Source organism: Shewanella hanedai, assembly GCF_007197645.1.
Classification (GTDB): domain Bacteria; phylum Pseudomonadota; class Gammaproteobacteria; order Enterobacterales; family Shewanellaceae; genus Shewanella; species Shewanella hanedai.
This window is the reverse complement of the sequence record NZ_VKGK01000013.1, coordinates 23919-41759: the sequence shown is the minus strand read 5'-3', so window position 1 is coordinate 41759 and position 17841 is coordinate 23919. Positions and strand designations below refer to the sequence as shown.

Annotated in this window: 13 protein-coding genes; 5 read left to right on the top strand and 8 right to left on the bottom strand. The window is 43.0% G+C overall.

What is annotated here, in order from left to right:
- Positions 1-12 precede the first annotated feature (12 nt).
- From lolE to FN961_RS12030, 3 genes are all read right to left on the bottom strand, one after another.
- Positions 13-1269 (bottom strand): lipoprotein-releasing ABC transporter permease subunit LolE, encoded by a 1257-nt coding sequence (gene lolE / locus FN961_RS12040; RefSeq protein ID WP_144040424.1) that lies wholly within the window; start codon positions 1267-1269, stop codon positions 13-15.
- On the bottom strand, positions 1266-1976 hold the full coding sequence (gene lolD / locus FN961_RS12035; protein ID WP_144040423.1) for a lipoprotein-releasing ABC transporter ATP-binding protein LolD: 711 nt from the start codon (positions 1974-1976) through the stop codon (positions 1266-1268). Before lolD ends, lolE begins: the two co-directional genes overlap by 4 nt.
- 95 nt (positions 1977-2071) lie before the next feature.
- A complete protein-coding gene (locus FN961_RS12030; protein ID WP_144040493.1) occupies positions 2072-3304 on the bottom strand; it encodes a lipoprotein-releasing ABC transporter permease subunit in 1233 nt (410 codons plus the stop codon).
- Positions 3305-3401: 97 nt separating this feature from the next.
- Between FN961_RS12030 and FN961_RS12025 the strand changes: the two genes are divergently transcribed.
- The 3 genes from FN961_RS12025 to FN961_RS12015 all read left to right on the top strand — a co-directional run bounded on the left by FN961_RS12025 (position 3402) and on the right by FN961_RS12015 (position 8460).
- Entirely contained in the window at positions 3402-3983 is a 582-nt protein-coding gene (locus FN961_RS12025) for a hypothetical protein (protein WP_144040422.1), read from the top strand.
- Positions 3984-4058: 75 nt separating this feature from the next.
- Positions 4059-7532, top strand: a complete 3474-nt coding sequence (gene mfd, locus FN961_RS12020; protein ID WP_144040421.1) for a transcription-repair coupling factor — start codon at positions 4059-4061, stop codon at positions 7530-7532.
- A 1-nt stretch (position 7533) separates the two neighbouring features.
- On the top strand, positions 7534-8460 hold the full coding sequence (locus FN961_RS12015; RefSeq protein WP_144040420.1) for a peptidoglycan binding protein CsiV: 927 nt from the start codon (positions 7534-7536) through the stop codon (positions 8458-8460).
- Here FN961_RS12015 and FN961_RS12010 read toward each other — a convergent pair.
- The 3 genes from FN961_RS12010 to nagZ form a co-directional block, all read right to left on the bottom strand.
- Positions 8457-8732: an acylphosphatase gene (locus FN961_RS12010; RefSeq protein WP_144040492.1), complete on the bottom strand. Its 276-nt coding sequence runs from the start codon at positions 8730-8732 to the stop codon at positions 8457-8459. The two genes, FN961_RS12015 and FN961_RS12010, sit on opposite strands and share 4 nt — an antisense overlap.
- A gap of 497 nt (positions 8733-9229) precedes the next feature.
- Positions 9230-9769, bottom strand: coding sequence for an alpha/beta hydrolase YcfP (gene ycfP / locus FN961_RS12005; protein ID WP_144040419.1), 540 nt, complete (start codon positions 9767-9769; stop codon positions 9230-9232).
- A 92-nt stretch (positions 9770-9861) separates the two neighbouring features.
- Positions 9862-10875: a beta-N-acetylhexosaminidase gene (gene nagZ, locus FN961_RS12000; protein ID WP_144040418.1), complete on the bottom strand. Its 1014-nt coding sequence runs from the start codon at positions 10873-10875 to the stop codon at positions 9862-9864.
- A gap of 328 nt (positions 10876-11203) precedes the next feature.
- Here nagZ and FN961_RS11995 point away from each other — a divergent pair, with 328 nt between their 5' ends.
- A complete protein-coding gene (locus FN961_RS11995; protein WP_144040417.1) occupies positions 11204-12580 on the top strand; it encodes an L-serine ammonia-lyase in 1377 nt (458 codons plus the stop codon).
- A gap of 76 nt (positions 12581-12656) precedes the next feature.
- Here FN961_RS11995 and cysB read toward each other — a convergent pair whose 3' ends face one another.
- Positions 12657-13631: an HTH-type transcriptional regulator CysB gene (cysB, locus tag FN961_RS11990; RefSeq protein WP_144040416.1), complete on the bottom strand. Its 975-nt coding sequence runs from the start codon at positions 13629-13631 to the stop codon at positions 12657-12659.
- Positions 13632-13857: 226 nt separating this feature from the next.
- Between cysB and FN961_RS11985 the strand changes: the two genes are divergently transcribed.
- Entirely contained in the window at positions 13858-14637 is a 780-nt protein-coding gene (locus FN961_RS11985) for a hypothetical protein (RefSeq protein WP_144040415.1), read from the top strand.
- 268 nt (positions 14638-14905) lie between these two features.
- On the opposite strand, the gene topA is transcribed toward FN961_RS11985, so the two are convergent.
- On the bottom strand, positions 14906-17602 hold the full coding sequence (topA, locus tag FN961_RS11980) for a type I DNA topoisomerase (protein WP_144040414.1): 2697 nt from the start codon (positions 17600-17602) through the stop codon (positions 14906-14908).
- Between the last annotated feature and the right edge of the window lie 239 nt (positions 17603-17841).

Below are 17841 nucleotides of genomic sequence, written 5' to 3'. Positions count from 1 at the left end.
TTTAATCTACACCTATCTACCTGCTAAAGCGCTCGCTGGTGCAGTTTTACTTGCTTTCCATGCTGGATATAAGGTCGAAATCAAGCTCATCACAAAGGCCAACAGCAACACCAAACCGACATCAGATAGATGTAATTCTGATGGTAAGAAATCGATGAAGTAGATATCTGCTGAAAGAAGTTGCACGCCGAAGATATTCTCTATTCCTTTAGCAATTAAACTCAAGTTCTCAGCAATCAAAACCCCAAACAAACCACCAAGTAAGCAACCGAGCAAGCCATTTAATGCGCCTTGCACAATAAAGATGATCATGATGCCACTACGTTTCATCCCCATTGTCAGTAAAATAGCGATCTCAGCTTGTTTATCACGCACAGCCATCACTAACGTCGAGACGATGTTAAAACAGGCCACAGCGATCACCAAGGCGAGTACTAAGTACATAACACTGCGAACCAACTGTATATCTTGGTAGAGATGCCCTTGAGTGCGTGTCCAATCGGTAATATAGAGATATTGATCTTGACTGAAACCCAGCTCACGAATAAGACGCGGAGCTTGAAAAACGTTTGCCGTTTTAATGCGAACTCCTGAGACTTGCTCGCCCATATTCAAAATGGAAGCAGCGTATTGCATTGGCACATACGCCGTTGAGAGATCCAGCTCCCCGCCAAGCTCAAACACACCGACCACGGTAAAACGATAACTCTTAGCAGAGCCTATGCGCTTGGTTTTAGGATCAGCATTAACGTTTGGCATATACAGGCTTAAAGAGTCCCCCACCCCTAAGCCCAAACTGTTGGCTAAGCCTTTACCCAGCACGATGCTATTTTTATCTTTCACTGCCAGTTCAGACCACGTATCTTGCGACATAAACTGCGAGATATTCGACACCTTTTCCTCATAAAGAGGATCTACGCCCAATATGGTCAAGCCTTGAAATCCACCAGGCTTTTGCACTAAACCTTGTAAACGAATATAGGGTGCTGCGGCAAGAATACCGGGGATTTTCTTAGCATCATCAATGATGCCCTCCCAGTCATGCACGGGCTGTTCTACACCACTGAGTTCACCGTGAGCCACGACTCCAAGCATTCTGTTTTCAAGTTCACTTTCAAAGCCATTCATGGCCGAGAGCACCACGATTAATACCGCCACGCCTAGCGCGATACCAGCTGTTGATGCAAAAGAGATAAAGCTGATAAGGTTATTTGATTGACGCGCCATATAAAAACGCCAGCCAACCCATATCGAGAGGAGTTGGTTCATGAAACATTCCCTTCAACACTCGCACGCTCTTGTGGTTGCAGGTAACCATCTTTCATCTGTACTTGTCTGTCCATTCTCGCCGCAAGCTTTGTATCGTGTGTAACCACCACAAACGCAGTGCCTAATTGATTAGCCAGCTCTTGAATTAGCTCATAAACCGCCTCTCCGCTGCTGGCATCAAGGTTTCCGGTTGGTTCATCAGCCAATACCAGTTTAGGTTTGTTGATAAGCGCCCTTGCTATTGCCGTGCGCTGACGCTCACCTCCAGACATTTCAGCCGGAGTATGGGTCAATCGGTGTCCAAGACCGACACGCTCTAACAGCGCCGTAGCTTCAGCCTCAACCTCTTTACGATTACGCCCTTGAATCAAAGCTGGCATTGATACATTTTCAAGTGCCGTAAACTCAGGCAATAGATGATGAAACTGGTAGATAAAACCTAAATCTTGATTTCTCACCTCAGACTGACGGCGAGCTGACAAACTATAAAGATCTTCACCTAACATGATAACGCTGCCACTTGTTGGGCGATCTAAGGTTCCCATAATGTGCAGTAACGTGCTCTTACCAGAGCCTGAAGTACCTACAATGGCAAGCTGCTCACCTTTAAACACTTGCAGATCGACATCTTTGAGGACCTGAGTATCAATACTCCCCTCTTGAAAACGCTTACTGACATTTTTTACTTCTAATAATAACTCTGGCATATCTTGATCACTCTTATATTCTTTACTGGCTCAAACAGGAAATTGTATTCCTATTTCGACACTGTATTATCCCGCTCTTTCATCAGTTAGGCAGATCACTCATATCTCAATGCAGTGGCGGGTTGCACCTTGGCAGCCCTAAGCGCTGGGTATATTGTCGCGCAGAAAGTGATCACTAAAGTACCCAGTACTATCCAGCCCATCTGGCTCCATTCAAGCTGCACCGGCAAAGACTGACCCGCGCCTAAAATAGAAATTCCTACCGAGTTCATCATGGTGTTTAAATTCAGGGTTAATCCAATTCCAATCACGAGCCCTAAAATCAGGCCTATGATGGCATTAAGAGACCCTTGAAAAATAAAGAGCCCCATCACACTTGATGTACTCAACCCTTGAGTTTTTAACACTGCCACGTCGGTAGTTTTATCGACCACCATCATGACTAAAGCCGACACAATATTAAATGCAGCAACGGCGATGATAAGACTCAACATCAACGACATCATGTTTTTTTCCATCTTCACAGCACTGAACAGATGACCATAAGTGTCTCGCCAATCCGATGTGCTGACTTTAATCCCATGTGACGTAAACTGAGATTCTACTTTTGTATTTAAGTTCTCGGCATTAAAGGGATCGGCAAGATAAAGACGCAGATGTTTTATCTCGCCCGGTGCTTGTCTCATCAAGCGTTGTGCATCTTCGTAATGGACGTAAGCCAAGCTAGCATCAACCTGTGACCCCATCTCAAATATTCCAGCAACGACAAATTTACGCTGACTTGGTACTGGTCCAAGCGGTGAGTAAACCACACCTTCAACACTGAGGATTCTGACTTTATCTCCAATAGAAACCCCCAAACGCCGAGCAAGTTCAGAGCCTAAAATGACACGATATTTCCCCGCTTCGAGTTCGCCAAAATGGGTATTTAACATGCCTTGCATCTTGCCCTCGAGCACTTTTTCATATTCAGGATAGATACCATACACTTGAATAGCGCTGATATTTGAAGGGGACTGCACCATGGCTTGAGTTGAAATACTCGGCGTGGCAGCCAGTACACCAGGTAAACGGGTGAGATCGGTAACATTGGCCTCCCAGTCAGTTAATGCTTGCTCACTATGAACCGTTAACTGAGGCACAGCCCCTAAAATACGTTGCTTTAGTTGCCCTTCGAGACCATTCATTACTGAGCTGACGACAATCAGCGCTGCGACTCCTAATAAAATGCCCGAAACCGCAAAAAATGTGATGAATGAAGCAAACGCATTGGCCTTTCTTGCGCGCCAATAACGAAAGCCTATATGTGCTGATAACGCAAAATTCATAGTTGCCCAACGACTCATTAAATATAGAGCCTTGCCAAATCATTAAGATGCGCACGATAATAGGGGTAATAGCTATATAAAAACAAGAGGAAATCCTTTGATCACTGACTCAAGCGACTATTTTAGTGTCAAGCACGATTTTAAGGCCTACTTAACACCTTGGCCAGACAACATGCCAATTCCATCTGAAAGTGAGTTAACCCTAATGCTTCCTCTTGGTCTGCAACTCATTAACGATGTGAAATCCTTAGAGGCAGGCTGTTTATTGCAATTAAGAAACTTAGACGATGAAGCTAAAACCGTTGTTGAGTACCTTAAGCTGCAATCCAAAAAAGTCGATCTGGTTCTCCAGTATGTGCTTGAGCAGGAATCCCATGAAGGTGAGTTACATCGAGGGTTATTTTTTGGTGGCAGTGGACTGCGTATCACAAGTGCTAACCCATTAGAGATTGGAGCTCAATTTAAGATAACGTGCCATATAAAAGAGGAATTAGTTGTTCTGCTCTGCTTTGGGCAAGTCACGGCCTCTCAAGCTATTAAGGGAAATGACACCAGCCACTTAATCGATATTGAGTTTTCGCAAATCACAGATGCCGACATTGAACAGTTGGTAAAAGCCAGTTTAAGTGTGCAACAAAAGCAATTAAAACAACGAAAGCTGACTAGAAAATCGACATAAGTTTTCACTAGCACAAGTGCCTGTATCCCACTACAATGACAGGCATCTTTGTCGCTGATCCCCAGTCACCTCTCAATGAAAGCATTTTCCATATTAACGCCGCCCGTTGTCAAAAGTGCCACTAGAGCCCAAACTCTGTTTACCTTAGGTGGTGCATCACAAGCGATTACCTTAGCTAATTTAGTCAAGAATCATGACGGACTCACACTGGCAGTTACCAGTGACACGCCAACAGCCCTTTTATTAGAGAATGAATTAGGTTATCTGCTTCAAGATACATCTCTTCCTGTTTGGCTTTTTCCAGATAGAGAAACCTTGCCATATGACAGCTTCTCTCCCCATCAAGATCTTGTTTCACAACGTCTAGAAACGCTGTCGCAGATCCCCAATGCCGCTCGTGGAGTAGTCATAGTACCAGTCAGTACCTTAATGGTTTTACTGCCGCCTAAGTCATATTTAGCGGGTAACGTACTCATCCTCGCCAAGGGCGATAATTATTGCCTTCAAGATGTCAGGCAACAACTGGTTGATACAGGCTATCACCTTGTTGAGCAAGTTTATGAGCATGGCGAATTTGCCGTCAGAGGATCGATTATTGATCTTTTCCCGATGGGATCAAGTCAACCATACCGCATTGAATTGTTTGATGATGAAGTGGAGTCGATTAGGCATTTCGATCCTGAGACACAAAGATCCAGTGGCACGATTGATTCAATACGCTTATTGCCAGCAAAAGAGTTCCCCACAGATAGTGCCGCCATCGAGGGCTTTAGGCAGAGATATCGACGTCAGTTTGACGTTTTAGTTAAAGAGCCAGAGTCTGTCTATCAAATGGTCAGCCGTAACATCATTCCGGCAGGAATAGAAAACTACCTGCCACTTTTCTTCGATGAAACCGCCAGCCTATTCGATTATCTGCCAGAGCATACGCAACTGGTCAATATGGGCGATCTTGAAACAGCTTCAAAGGCTCATTTAGCGGAAGTCGAACTTCGCTATGAAAACAGGCGAGTTGATCCACTGCGTCCTTTATTGCCACCAAAAGACCTTTATCTTCTCACAGAACAGCTTTTTTCAGCCTTTAAGAAAAGGCCTAGAACTCTGTTAAGAATAGGTGATGCGCAGGAACAAGGTCAGAGCGCGAAACTTGAAGCACTGCCAGAGTTAACCGCCAATCATAAACTCAAGCAACCGTTAACTCTACTGCAAGAGTATGTTACTGGTGGTGAGAGAATACTGTTCAGTGCCGAATCTGAAGGTCGACGTGAAGCCCTATTGGATCTCTTTAGCAAGATAGATCTCAAACCTCAAATATTTGGCCACTTAGATGAATTCATTGACTCGAAAGCAAAACTTGGCCTCATCGTTTCCCCTCTTTCTAAGGGGTGTATTGTTGAGAAAGCCAGAGGCTCGAAGTTCAGCCTTATTTGTGAAACCGAACTCTTTGGTCACCGTATCTCACAGAAACGTCGACGTGATAAACAGAGACAAATAAGTAGTGATGCGCTGGTTAAAAACCTCGCTGAACTCAAAGTCGGACAGCCCATCGTCCACTTAGATCATGGTGTGGCCCGTTATCAAGGCCTTGAAACCTTAGACACTGGCGGATTAGTTGCTGAGTACTTAAAACTTGAGTATGCCGGTGGCGACAAACTTTATGTGCCAGTCTCTTCACTCCACCTTATCAGTCGATACAGCGTGGGCCCGGATGAAGAGGCTCATCTCAATAAACTCGGTAATGAAACCTGGGCTAAAGCCAAGAAAAAGGCCATAGAGAAGATATGCGATGTCGCGGTTGAGCTACTTGACGTCTACGCGAGAAGACAAGCAAGACCGGGCGATGCTTGCCATATTGACCAAGAGGAATATGCTCAGTTTTGTAACAGCTTTCCATTCGAAGAAACCGTTGATCAAGAAACCTCGATTAATGCGGTAATAACAGACATGAGCTCGCCTATCGCGATGGATAGATTAGTTTGTGGTGATGTTGGTTTTGGTAAAACTGAAGTGGCCATGCGCGCGGCATTTGTAGCGGTAAATGATGGAAAACAAGTCGCAATTCTAGTCCCTACCACCCTACTGGCTCAACAACACTTTGAAAATTTCAAAGACAGATTTGCCGATTGGCCGGTGAAAATTGAAGTCATATCGCGCTTTAAAACCGCCAAAGAGCAAAAAGGAGTCATGGAAGAGCTCAGTAACGGCAAGGTCGATATTGTTATTGGTACGCATAAGTTACTGCAATCGGACGCCAAATTTGAAAACCTTGGTTTGTTGGTCATCGATGAAGAGCATCGATTTGGGGTTCGCCAAAAAGAGAAAATTAAAGCATTAAGAGCCAATGTTGATATCTTAACGCTAACAGCAACGCCAATACCGCGTACCCTGAATATGGCGATGTCTGGTATGCGAGATCTGTCCATCATTGCCACCCCTCCCGCTAAGCGCCTAGCGGTAAAAACCTTTGTAAGAGAATACGATAGTGCAGCAATCAGAGAAGCTTTACTGCGTGAAATATTGCGTGGGGGCCAAGTTTACTTTCTGCATAATACCGTCGAGACCATAGAGAAACGCGCAGCTGAGATCAGTGAACTGTTGCCAGAGGCACGGGTAGTGACCGCTCACGGTCAGATGCGAGAACGTGAACTTGAAAAAGTCATGTCCGACTTTTATCATCAAAAATTTAATGTCTTAGTCTGTACGACGATCATAGAGACGGGCATTGATGTTCCATCGGCTAACACTATTGTGATTGAGCGAGCCGACAAGTTTGGTTTGGCTCAGCTACACCAACTCAGAGGACGCGTAGGACGCTCTCATCATCAAGCTTATGCCTACTTGATGACACCACACACGAAAAGTATGACAAAAGATGCAAGAAAGCGTCTTGAAGCCATTGGCGCTCTAGAAGATCTCGGTGCTGGTTTCATGTTAGCGACTCAAGATTTAGAGATCCGTGGCGCAGGTGAGCTTTTAGGTGACGAACAAAGTGGTCATATTTCGAAAATTGGTTTTACCCTCTATATGGAAATGCTTGAAGATGCGGTCAAATCCCTAAAAGAAGGTAAAGAACCGTCATTAAGTCAGATGTTAAGACGTCAATGTGAAATTGAACTTCGTATTCCGGCACTGCTACCAGAAGATTTTGTTCACGACGTTAATATAAGGCTATCTCTGTACAAGCGCATCGCAAACTGTGAAACAGAGCAAACACTGGATGAATTGAAGGTAGAGCTAATCGACCGCTTCGGTCTTCTTCCCTCCTCCACCAAAAACCTAATGGAGTTGACGCTTTACAAACATCAAGCCACGGCTTTGGGGATCAAAAAGCTTGAGATGCACGCTAAGGGGGGCAGCATAGAGTTCAATGACGATCACTGCATCGATCCTGGCTTTATTATCGGTTTACTGCAAAGCCAACCACAAAACTATCGAATGGATGGCCCGAGTAAGTTAAAATTCATTATTCCTGCCGAATCTCATGCAGACAGGCTGGCTTTGGTCAAATTGCTATTGGGGCAATTATCACAACATCGTCTTGGAGACTAATGTGTTAAAGAAAACCTTATTACCCCTAATGGGAATGCTCTGGATAACTCAAGCTGTCGCTCAAGAAGAGCGCTGGTTTGAAGTCGAGGTCTACTTATTTGAGCGAGACGCTAGCCATAGTCAGGAACGTGCACCAGATCAAGTCCCTGTGACGAAAACAACCAAAGCGGTAGATCTTATTTCTCCACTGTTTAGTACGGACATAACAGGTGCCACTTTAGGCTTAGACGGTTGTTCGTCCACCGATTGGGCTACGGATGCTAATAAGTGCAACGAGCAGTTAGAATCGACTCAGGTGAGCCATGTCAGTCAGATCCCGGTTAATATTGCTGCATCAACAGAGCAATATGGTGTACCCGGCGGACCGCCAACTTTGCTCTCAATGGAGCAGAATCAGTTTAGCGAGATAATGGCTAAAATAAGCAGAGAGCCTGGAAATAAAAGCTTACTGCATATGACATGGCAACAATCTATGCTGCCGCGCCATAAAGCTAAGCCCGTAAGGCTCTTCTCTGGACAGGATTTTTCTGACCGATTCGAGCTCAATGGTCAAACAGTTCAAACTTATCAATCGGATGTAGTCATTCCACAATTCGATTTTCTAGATGTCGGCCTGACTTCCAAAGCCCATAAGCCTGTTTGGGAAATAGATGGCACACTCAACATCTATCTGGATCATTTTCTTTATGTAGAAACAGCATTGAATTTGAGAGAGGAAGGAATAAAAAGTCTTGATATTTCATCAGACTCGTTTGATGAAACATTAGTAAAAAATGACAAAATCACGCCGTTTCTTTACGCTTTTCCTTTAACGCAGAACCGCAGAGTGCGAAGTGATGAAATTCATTATTTTGATCACCCAAAGATGGGCATGATTTTACAGATCAGAAAGATGGAGCAACCTAAAGACAGGCTCAACGAGCTTTAATAGGGTAAAATAGAGAAGTCGAGGTAGATTTCATCCTCCTCGTCTTCTTGCACGTACACTTTATCAACTTGAGCCTGCGGTGCACCGACACTGCACCATTCAATCAGGTTATCCACTGAAGGAAATGCGCCTTGAGCTAAGATATTAACCGAGCCATTTTCATTATTCATCACATAACCAGTAATACCCAGTTCATTGGCTTTAGATTGTGTAAAACGTCTAAAGCAAACACCCTGAACTTTACCAGTCACATTGATTAATACTCTCTTCATCATAAGCCCATTATCACTTAATGCCTTCCCTTGAAGATAACCCAAACCATCTCATTGGGCAAAAAACAGCCAAAAAAAAACAGCTAACAAAAAGTGATTAGCTGCATCGGGCGACATACGCAAAAAGGTATGGTCAGGCTTAGACCAAAATTCTATAATGTATCATTGTGTAACGAATTGATTATGGGCGCTACTTTACACTGCAAAATACAATTTTAAAACAAAAAATAGACTTTTCAACTAAAAAAATAACAAAGCACATTTTTAAGTACTTACAATGCAACTTTAATTAGTTTCTTACTCTGCATGACTTGCTTTTGGAATAATAAGAATGACTTTATTGATACGAAGTTATTTGATTAATATTTAAACTCTTACTGAGTATGAGTATTATAAGAAGGGGGGTTTGGACGTATATCGAGTGCTCACTATTTAGAACACTAGATATATTTAGGGGAACGCTGAAGTTAGCACGCCGTAATATTACGGCGTCCATGTCATGTATTTTTGAATGCTTGAATAATAGGAAGATGACTTGCCAGCACTGGGAGCTTGTGTGGTTGCTCCTCATCCCAACAGATCTGATAAAAATCACTAAGCTCATCACTCACGGCTTGATTATCAAACACTTCATCATTTCTTGACAGTATAACCAAAGATTTATTTCTATTTTCATCTCTAAAATCTGCCACACATTTATTAGCAATGTCAGCATATTCTTCGGGTCTATCTAATTTACCAACCATATTGTCTTGAGGTGTTAAATTAGGGTTAACAAGTACAGATTTCAAACCATTTAAGAAACCTATCCGTTCAGCCCAATATCCGCCCAAGCCAACACCAATAATGATTGGTTGAGGATCATCACTGAGCTTCAACTGTTTACTGACTTCATTAAGTAAGTACTGCATGTCATGTTTTGGATGTAGAGTACTATAACTAAGCAAGCGCACATCTTTATCAATAAATTGTAACTGACGAATTTTTTCGTGGTTACCCGGACTGGTTGCATCAAAGCCATGTAAATAGAGGATCATCTTGTCACCTATCAAAAAATAGAAGTTTAACCTTAACCAAGTTAAGATTTTGGAATATTGAGGTGAATCAAGATTCCAAAAGTTAGCACTCATTAATCTTTAATGAATGTCAGCGCAAGTTCTTTCGCTTGCTGCCATCTTTCACTGTTCTGTAGTGCTAATGTAACCGCCTGCTCATCAGGTTTTAGAAGTTGAGCTGGAAACTCAGGCTTACTTTCAGGCCAAACAAGCTCTTCAAGTACTTCAGTCGCCCCTTTGGCATCATTACAGATTAAAATCATATTGCATCCGGCTTCCAGTGCAGCCTGAGCTCTGGCTTTATAGCCACCAACTACTCCAGCTCCCTTCATGCCTAGATCATCTGAGAAGATCACGCCATTGAAGTTGAGCGCTTTCCTTAATATGTCCTGCAACCAAAATGAAGAGAAACCAGCAGGATTAGGATCGACTCTTGGATAGATGACATGGGCAGGCATTACGCCCTGCAGTTGTCCACACGCAATCAGATGCTTAAACGGTTGCATATCAATCTCAAATATCTCCTCCTTACTACGTTCATCATAAGGTTGAGCCACATGAGAGTCAGCAACCACACTGCCATGTCCAGGGAAGTGTTTGCCCACCGATGCCATGCCAGCTTGATGCATCCCTTTAATAAAGCTTCCTGCAAGCTCAATCACTTCACTTGGCTCTGAGCTAAACGAACGTTTCCCTATCACTTCACTGACTCGATTGAGGTCAAGCACAGGAGCAAAACTCAAGTCAATATCACAAGCAAGTAGCTCTATTGCCATAAGAAAACCTAACTCAACGGCCCATGATTTTGCCAGCTCCATATCACCAGAAGCAAACGGAAGAATATCCCCCATAGCAGGGATGAGACTGAATCCCTCTCTAAATCGTTGTACTCTCCCCCCTTCTTGATCCACTGCAATAATAACATCAGGCCTTATACTGCGAATCGACTGTATTAATGAAATTAGTTGTGGGCGATCGGAAAAATTTCGACTGAACAATATGACCCCTCCTACCATAGGATGTGTCAGTTGTATTAGCTCCTCTTCAGAAGCTTGGGTCGAAAGCAGATCAAGCATTAAGTAACTCACAATTACCCTTAATTATAAAAATGAAACGATTAAAATGAATGAGTGTATTAAGTTTTACCTCTGATAAATCGAAGTAAAAACAACCACTGATTATAGGTGATTTTATTCTACAATGGCTTAGCTTATCTAATCTGAAAATCGAAATTAAAAAAACTCATGCTAAGTCCGATGTAAAAATGTGGGATACTTTCAAAAAATATAACCACACTATTTTTGTAGATTAACATATCATGGCTTCTTTCCCTTTTTATTTACTGACCTCTGGGAAATTTAATCTAGTATAAAATCTAGTGTTGATACAACAACGAAAACAAATAAGGTTTTAAACATGATTAGTGTATTTGACATGTTCAAAATAGGCATTGGCCCTTCAAGTTCACACACTGTCGGCCCAATGAAAGCGGGTAATATTTTTATTCGCGATCTCGAGAAAGCAGGTCTTTTAAACTCAACTGATGAGCTGCGATCAGAATTATTTGGATCATTAGGTCAAACAGGTAAAGGGCACGGCACAGGTAAAGCCGTTATCTTAGGCTTAATGGGAGAAGCTCCTGATACCGTAGAGACTGACACCATCGATGGGATCTTAGACGAAGTGAGTCAAAGTGAACAACTGCTAATGGCAAATGGTAACAAGGTCATCTTCACTCGTGAAGCAGGAATCACCTATCACAGACGCAAGAGCCTTCCAGCCCACGCTAATGCCATGACACTTTACGCCTATAAAGAAGGTCAATGTATTTTCGATAGAACATATTACTCTGTCGGTGGAGGATTTATCTTAGATCAAGATGAGATCCTAGCGCAAAATGCCTCACCTGCAGCCCCTATCGAATCAGCCCCTTATGATTTTGGCAGTGCCACTGAGCTCTTAGCACTTTGTACCGAAAATGGCTTAAGCATCTCAACCTTGATGATGGAGAACGAGCTCAGTGTTGCTTCAGAAGCTGAAATAAAGCAAAAATTATGGGGCATCTGGCAAACCATGAAAACCTGCGTTGAACGTGGTTATCAAAAAGAGGGAATATTACCTGGCGGACTTAAACTGAGACGTCGTGCCCCAGCCATGTATCGTCGACTCAAAGCTGAAGGCAAAAACAGTGTTGATCCACTTACCGCTCTTGATTGGGTTGATCTATTTGCACTTTCTGTAAATGAACAAAATGCGGCAGGTGATCGTGTTGTCACCGCCCCCACCAATGGTGCAGCAGGAATTATTCCTGCAGTGCTCAGTTACTACGACATGTTTGTTCAAGAAGTCGATATCGATGTCTGTTGTCGTTATTTGTTAACCTCTGCCGCCATCGGTATCCTTTATAAGAAAAATGCCTCAATTTCTGGTGCCGAAGTCGGTTGTCAGGGAGAAGTTGGCGTTGCCTGCTCTATGGCCGCTGGTGCACTCACTGAAATCATGGGTGGCACTATTGAACAAGTTGAGAATGCAGCTGAAATTGGAATGGAACATAATTTAGGACTCACATGCGACCCAGTAGGAGGCTTAGTGCAGGTTCCTTGTATCGAGCGTAATGCGATGGGCGCAGTAAAAGCGATTAACGCCTCAAGAATGGCATTACATGGCGATGGTAATCACAAAGTCTCACTCGATAAAGTGATTAAGACCATGATGGACACAGGTAAAGATATGCGCAGCAAGTATAAAGAAACCGCCAAAGGTGGTTTAGCCGTTAATATCGTAGAGTGTTAATTTAATCTCATTAGCTAAAACAAAAAACTCGCCATCTGGCGAGTTTTTTATTTGGGGTGTAGCAAGCTCATTGTGACTAACGAACCGGCAGTTCAATATTAGAGAACATATTTTCAATCAACTGCGGGTCTCTTAGCCCTACCGCTTTCTCAACCACTTCTTTAGTAAGATGAGGGGCGAAATGTTCGATAAACTCATACATGTAAGTTCGTAAGAAATTACCCTTCCTAAAACCTATCTTGGTAGTACTGTGACCAAACAGATGACTGGCATCAATGGCAACAAGATCTCTATCTATGATCGGATCGATCGCCATGGATGCGATAACCCCAACTCCTAGCCCTAAGCGTACATAGGTTTTTAACACATCTGCACTGGTTGCACTAAATACAACTCTTGGCTCCAGTCCTGCGCTATTAAACGATTTTTCAATCTCTGACTCACGGTCGAAACCAAATACATAAGTCACTAACGGGAAACGGCCTAAATCTTCGATACTAATGTTACTGCGAGATGCCAGCGGATGATCACGTTTAACCACAATCGAGCGATTCCAGTGATAACACGGCAACATAATCAAATCTGAATAGAGGTGCATCCCCTCTGTCGCAATGGCAAAGTCAGCATCGCCACGCGCTGCAAGTTCACTGATCTGAGAAGGAGTGCCTTGATGCATATGCAGATTTACTTTTGGATAACGATCAATAAATCCACGAATAATATTGGGTAATGCATACCTAGCTTGTGTATCAGTTGTGGCAATATTCAACTCGCCTTGATCAGGCTTAGTGTACTCTTCAGCCACTTTTTTGATACTTTCGACTTTACCTAAGATGCTATTTGCGATGCTTATGACCTGCTCGCCTGCAGGAGTTACATGAGTTAAATGTTTTCCGCTACGACCAAAAATTTGGATACCTAACTCGTCTTCAAGCATTCGAACCTGCTTACTGATCCCTGGTTGAGACGTATAGAGGTTTTCAGCAGTTGCCGACACATTGAGGTTATGATTAACCACTTCGGCAATATACCTGAGTTGCTGCAGCTTCATCTTTTATCCTTCAATTTGACCTAATTCAATGCGTAGTTCATTAGGTCTGTATGGTCAATGAGTATAAGAATTAGTTATAGTTTATGGTAAAAATTAAATCAATATGGAATATAACATAGAGTTCACGAGAATTACACGACATTAGCAAAACCCTAGACTAAGATAACTATGCTAGACTCTTGATTTATAGTAGCATTAAAAGAATTGATTATTTGATGGTAGACCTATGATATTTACTTTGGTTCTTGTCCTTATTGGTGCTCTTTTATTTCTCGTTATTGGTGTCAATGTCGTTCAGCAGCAAAAAGAACGTGTTGAAACAGAACGAAGAGCAGAGCTAGCTAGACAACGAGCTATAATTGATGAGAGCGAAGAGGTCTTGTCACTTACAGGCATGTTTCCTTGTTCCTCACAAATGGTTTTAGTCGTTTATAAACGTGTCCAAGACGCGTTAAAACTGGCAAAAAGCATGGCTGGGAGTCAGGCTGCCGATTATGAACGCCGTTTAAATGATATGACTAACCAAGTCACAAGCTTAAGCGCAGCTCCTAAAAATGCACCAGCAATTGAAGGCTTTAGACTTCCGGATAATGATAAGCAAATATTGGCCTTAGTACAGGTGCTCAAGAAGTTAAAAGCTATCTTGAGAGCTGAGCATAACAAGGGGAAAGTCAATACAGCCGTATTTACGGAAGAGGAAAGCAGAATAGACAGCCTTCAGCTACGTATTAACGTTGAGTCAATGCTTTCAAGAGCTCGAGCAGCCTGTCAGACTCAACAATATGGTTCAGCAAAGCAGATGGTAAGCAAAGCGCTTTCTACACTACACGCGATCAAAGCACAGACACCGAATGACCCATTTATCGGCCGTAAAGTCGATGAAGCCAAAGCATTATTGGAAGAAGTCATGAGCGCGCAAAAAGAAGCTGAACCGGTAGCACAACAAGATAACGGTAAAGAGGAAGAAGATATTGATGTCTTGTTCCAACCTAAAAAGAAGTGGTGATCCCCTTTCACACCCTCTTTAACTAGCTTCTAAATAATCAAGCCAGCCTAACCGCTGGTTTTTTTATGTCTAATGCTTCTTGTAATGTAGTCCCTATATTCAAGTACTGAAAGCAATGTAGAGTGACGACAATGAATACGCAAAGAAACCCGTCGAAAGTGCAGATTTAACACTTACAAACACATTGAAGCGAAAAAGTCAGACATAAAAAAGCCCCGACAAATATCGAGGCTTAGTACCAGTAAAATATAGTAAAGGCTTAGGCTATTTACTCTTTGACTTTAGCCTTAGTCACTTTAGCCTTAGTTGCTTTAGGTTTTGCCGCCGCTTTAGGTTTGGCTTTTTTCTTGGCCTCTGTTACCCACTTACCGTCGATAAACTTAGATGTCCAACCACTCGCTTTACCATCAATGTCGGTTGCTACATATTGCTCTTTGGTCTTACGACTAAAGCGGACAGTAGCTTTGTTACCTTCATCATCTTCAACAGGCGCATCAGCTAAATAAGCATACTTAGGCCACAACAGTTCACGATATCTCACCAGTTCTTCAACGAGTGGTGGACGTGTCTCTCGCGACTTAGGGAAAGTGCTTGCGGCCATAAATATACCGGCAGCACCATCTCTGAGTACGAAGTAACCATCTGACTTAGTACATTTGAGCTCAGGAAGGTGAATAGGATCTTCTTTTGGTGGTGCAGCTTCACCGCTTTTCAGCAGCTTACGCGTATTCTTACACTCAGAATTGGTGCAACCAAAATATTTACCGAAACGACCGTTTTTCAGTTCCATATCATTGCCGCAACGATCGCATTCAATGAGTGGTCCTTCATAGCCTTTAATCTTAAACTGGCCTAACTCAACTTCATATCCACCGCAAATTGGGTTATTACCACAGACATGCAGCTTACGAGTCTCGTCGATTAAATAACTGTCCATCGCAGTGCCGCAGACATTACAACGATGTTTAGCACGCAATGCATCAGTTTCTGCATCCTCGCTATTCTCACTTATCGCCTCTTCACCAGAGGTCAAGTTCATCGTTGTCTTACAACGCTCTTTTGGTGGCAGCGCATAGCCTGAACAACCAAGGAATACACCTGTGGTACCTGTTCGGATCCCCATAGGTCTTTCACACGTTGGACATTTGATATCCGTTAACACCATTTCGTTAGGACGCATTCCGCCCTCTTCCGGTGCCAACTCAGCTTGATCCAATTGCTTAGTCAGGTCTTGATAGAAACCATCAAGGACCTTTTTCCACTCAAGCTCACCATGAGCAACATCATCAAGTGTTTGCTCCATGCTGGCGGTGAAGTCATAACTCATTAACTCTTTAAAGCTACCGACTAAACTCTCACTGACGATCTCACCCATCTTTTCTGCGTAGAAACGACGGTTTTCGACCTTCACATAGCCACGATCTTGAATCGTTGAGATAATCGTTGCATAGGTAGATGGACGACCAATACCACGCTTCTCAAGCTCTTTGACTAAAGACGCTTCACTGTATCTTGCTGGCGGCTTAGTAAAGTGCTGTTTATGCAGTAACTCATCTAAAGAAAGCACGTCCCCTTTAGCCACAACAGGCAAGGTACTCTCTTCTTCATTTTTCTTTTTAACTGCGGTTTGAACGCGTGTCCAACCATCGAATCGTAATGTTCGACCTGTTGCCTTAAGCTCATATTCGCCCGCTTTAACAGTCAAGCGAGTTGCATCGTATTTTGCAGGTGTCATCTGACAAGAAACAAACTGACGCCAAATCAATTCATAAAGGCGCTGAGCGTCACGTTCCATATCACTCATACTTGCAGCATGAACAGATACATCTGAAGGACGGATTGCTTCGTGAGCTTCTTGAGCTCCCTCTTTGCTGCCATAACGTAATGGCTCAGCAGGCAAGTACTTATCACCGTACTCTTTGCTGATCATCTCGCGGACATTCTCTACCGCTTCTTGACTCAAGTTAGTCGAGTCCGTACGCATATAAGTAATATGACCCGCTTCATAGAGGCGTTGAGCCATCATCATGGTTTTCTTAACACCAAAACCCAATCGAGTACTTGCAGCCTGCTGCAATGTCGAGGTGATGTAAGGCGCTGAAGGTTTACTCGATGTCGCTCTATCGTCACGCGCAGCAACCACAAAACTTGACTGTGCTAATGCGTCCACAGCCGTTTGAGCTTGCAGCTCGTTAACTGGATTAAATGCCTTATCTTGGAATTTAACCACTTCCATTTTTAGCAGGTCATTAGCTAAAGTATTTAAATTTGCATGAATGTCCCAGAACTCTTCTGGTACAAACGCTTTAATTTCACCTTCTTTCTCAACCACTAGACGAGTCGCTACTGACTGCACACGACCCGCTGAAAGTCCTCGTGCCACTTTTTTCCAAAGCAGCGGAGACACCATAAAGCCAACGACGCGATCAAGGAATCGACGCGCTTGTTGCGCGTTAACCATATTCGTGTCTAACGTTGAAGGTTTACTAAACGCATCTTGAATAGCAGATTTAGTAATTTCGTTGAACACAACACGTTGATAACGAGATGCATCCCCTCCAATAACTTCTTGGAGATGCCAAGCAATGGCCTCCCCCTCTCTATCCAAATCCGTTGCGAGAAAGATATGATCTGCGTCTTCAGCTAAAGCCTGCAACTCCTTGACCACTTTCTCTTTACCTGGGAGTGTCTGATACTTAGCTTTCCAGCCATTTTCAGGATCAACCCCCATACGAGTAACGAGCGCTTGTTTCGCTCTTTTACTCTTATAAATTGCTTTTTCTTCAGGAGACATCTTCTTAACTTCAGCCGGCGTTTTAGTCGCCACATTAGCTTCAGCGGTTGATGATGTTGGTAGATCACGTATGTGACCCACACTCGATTTCACGATGTAATCTTTGCCGAGATATTTATTAATAGTCTTGGCTTTGGCCGGTGATTCGACAATAACTAGCGATTTACCCATAGAATGATCTGCGCCAAAAGTCTCAAAAATTTGTTAATTGGCTCCATATATAGAGGGTTGTCTCGATAGTTTCAAGTTAATCCCTCTTTTTTTTGTATCGTTCAGCCAATTTTTAAGCACAAAGCAAAAAAATGGAAAATAATTTTTTGCTTATTTAAAAACTAATATTTCATTAATAGTCGGCTAGCGAGGTTATATTGTGAATTTCAATGCATATATGGTCATTTCAGCCTTTATCT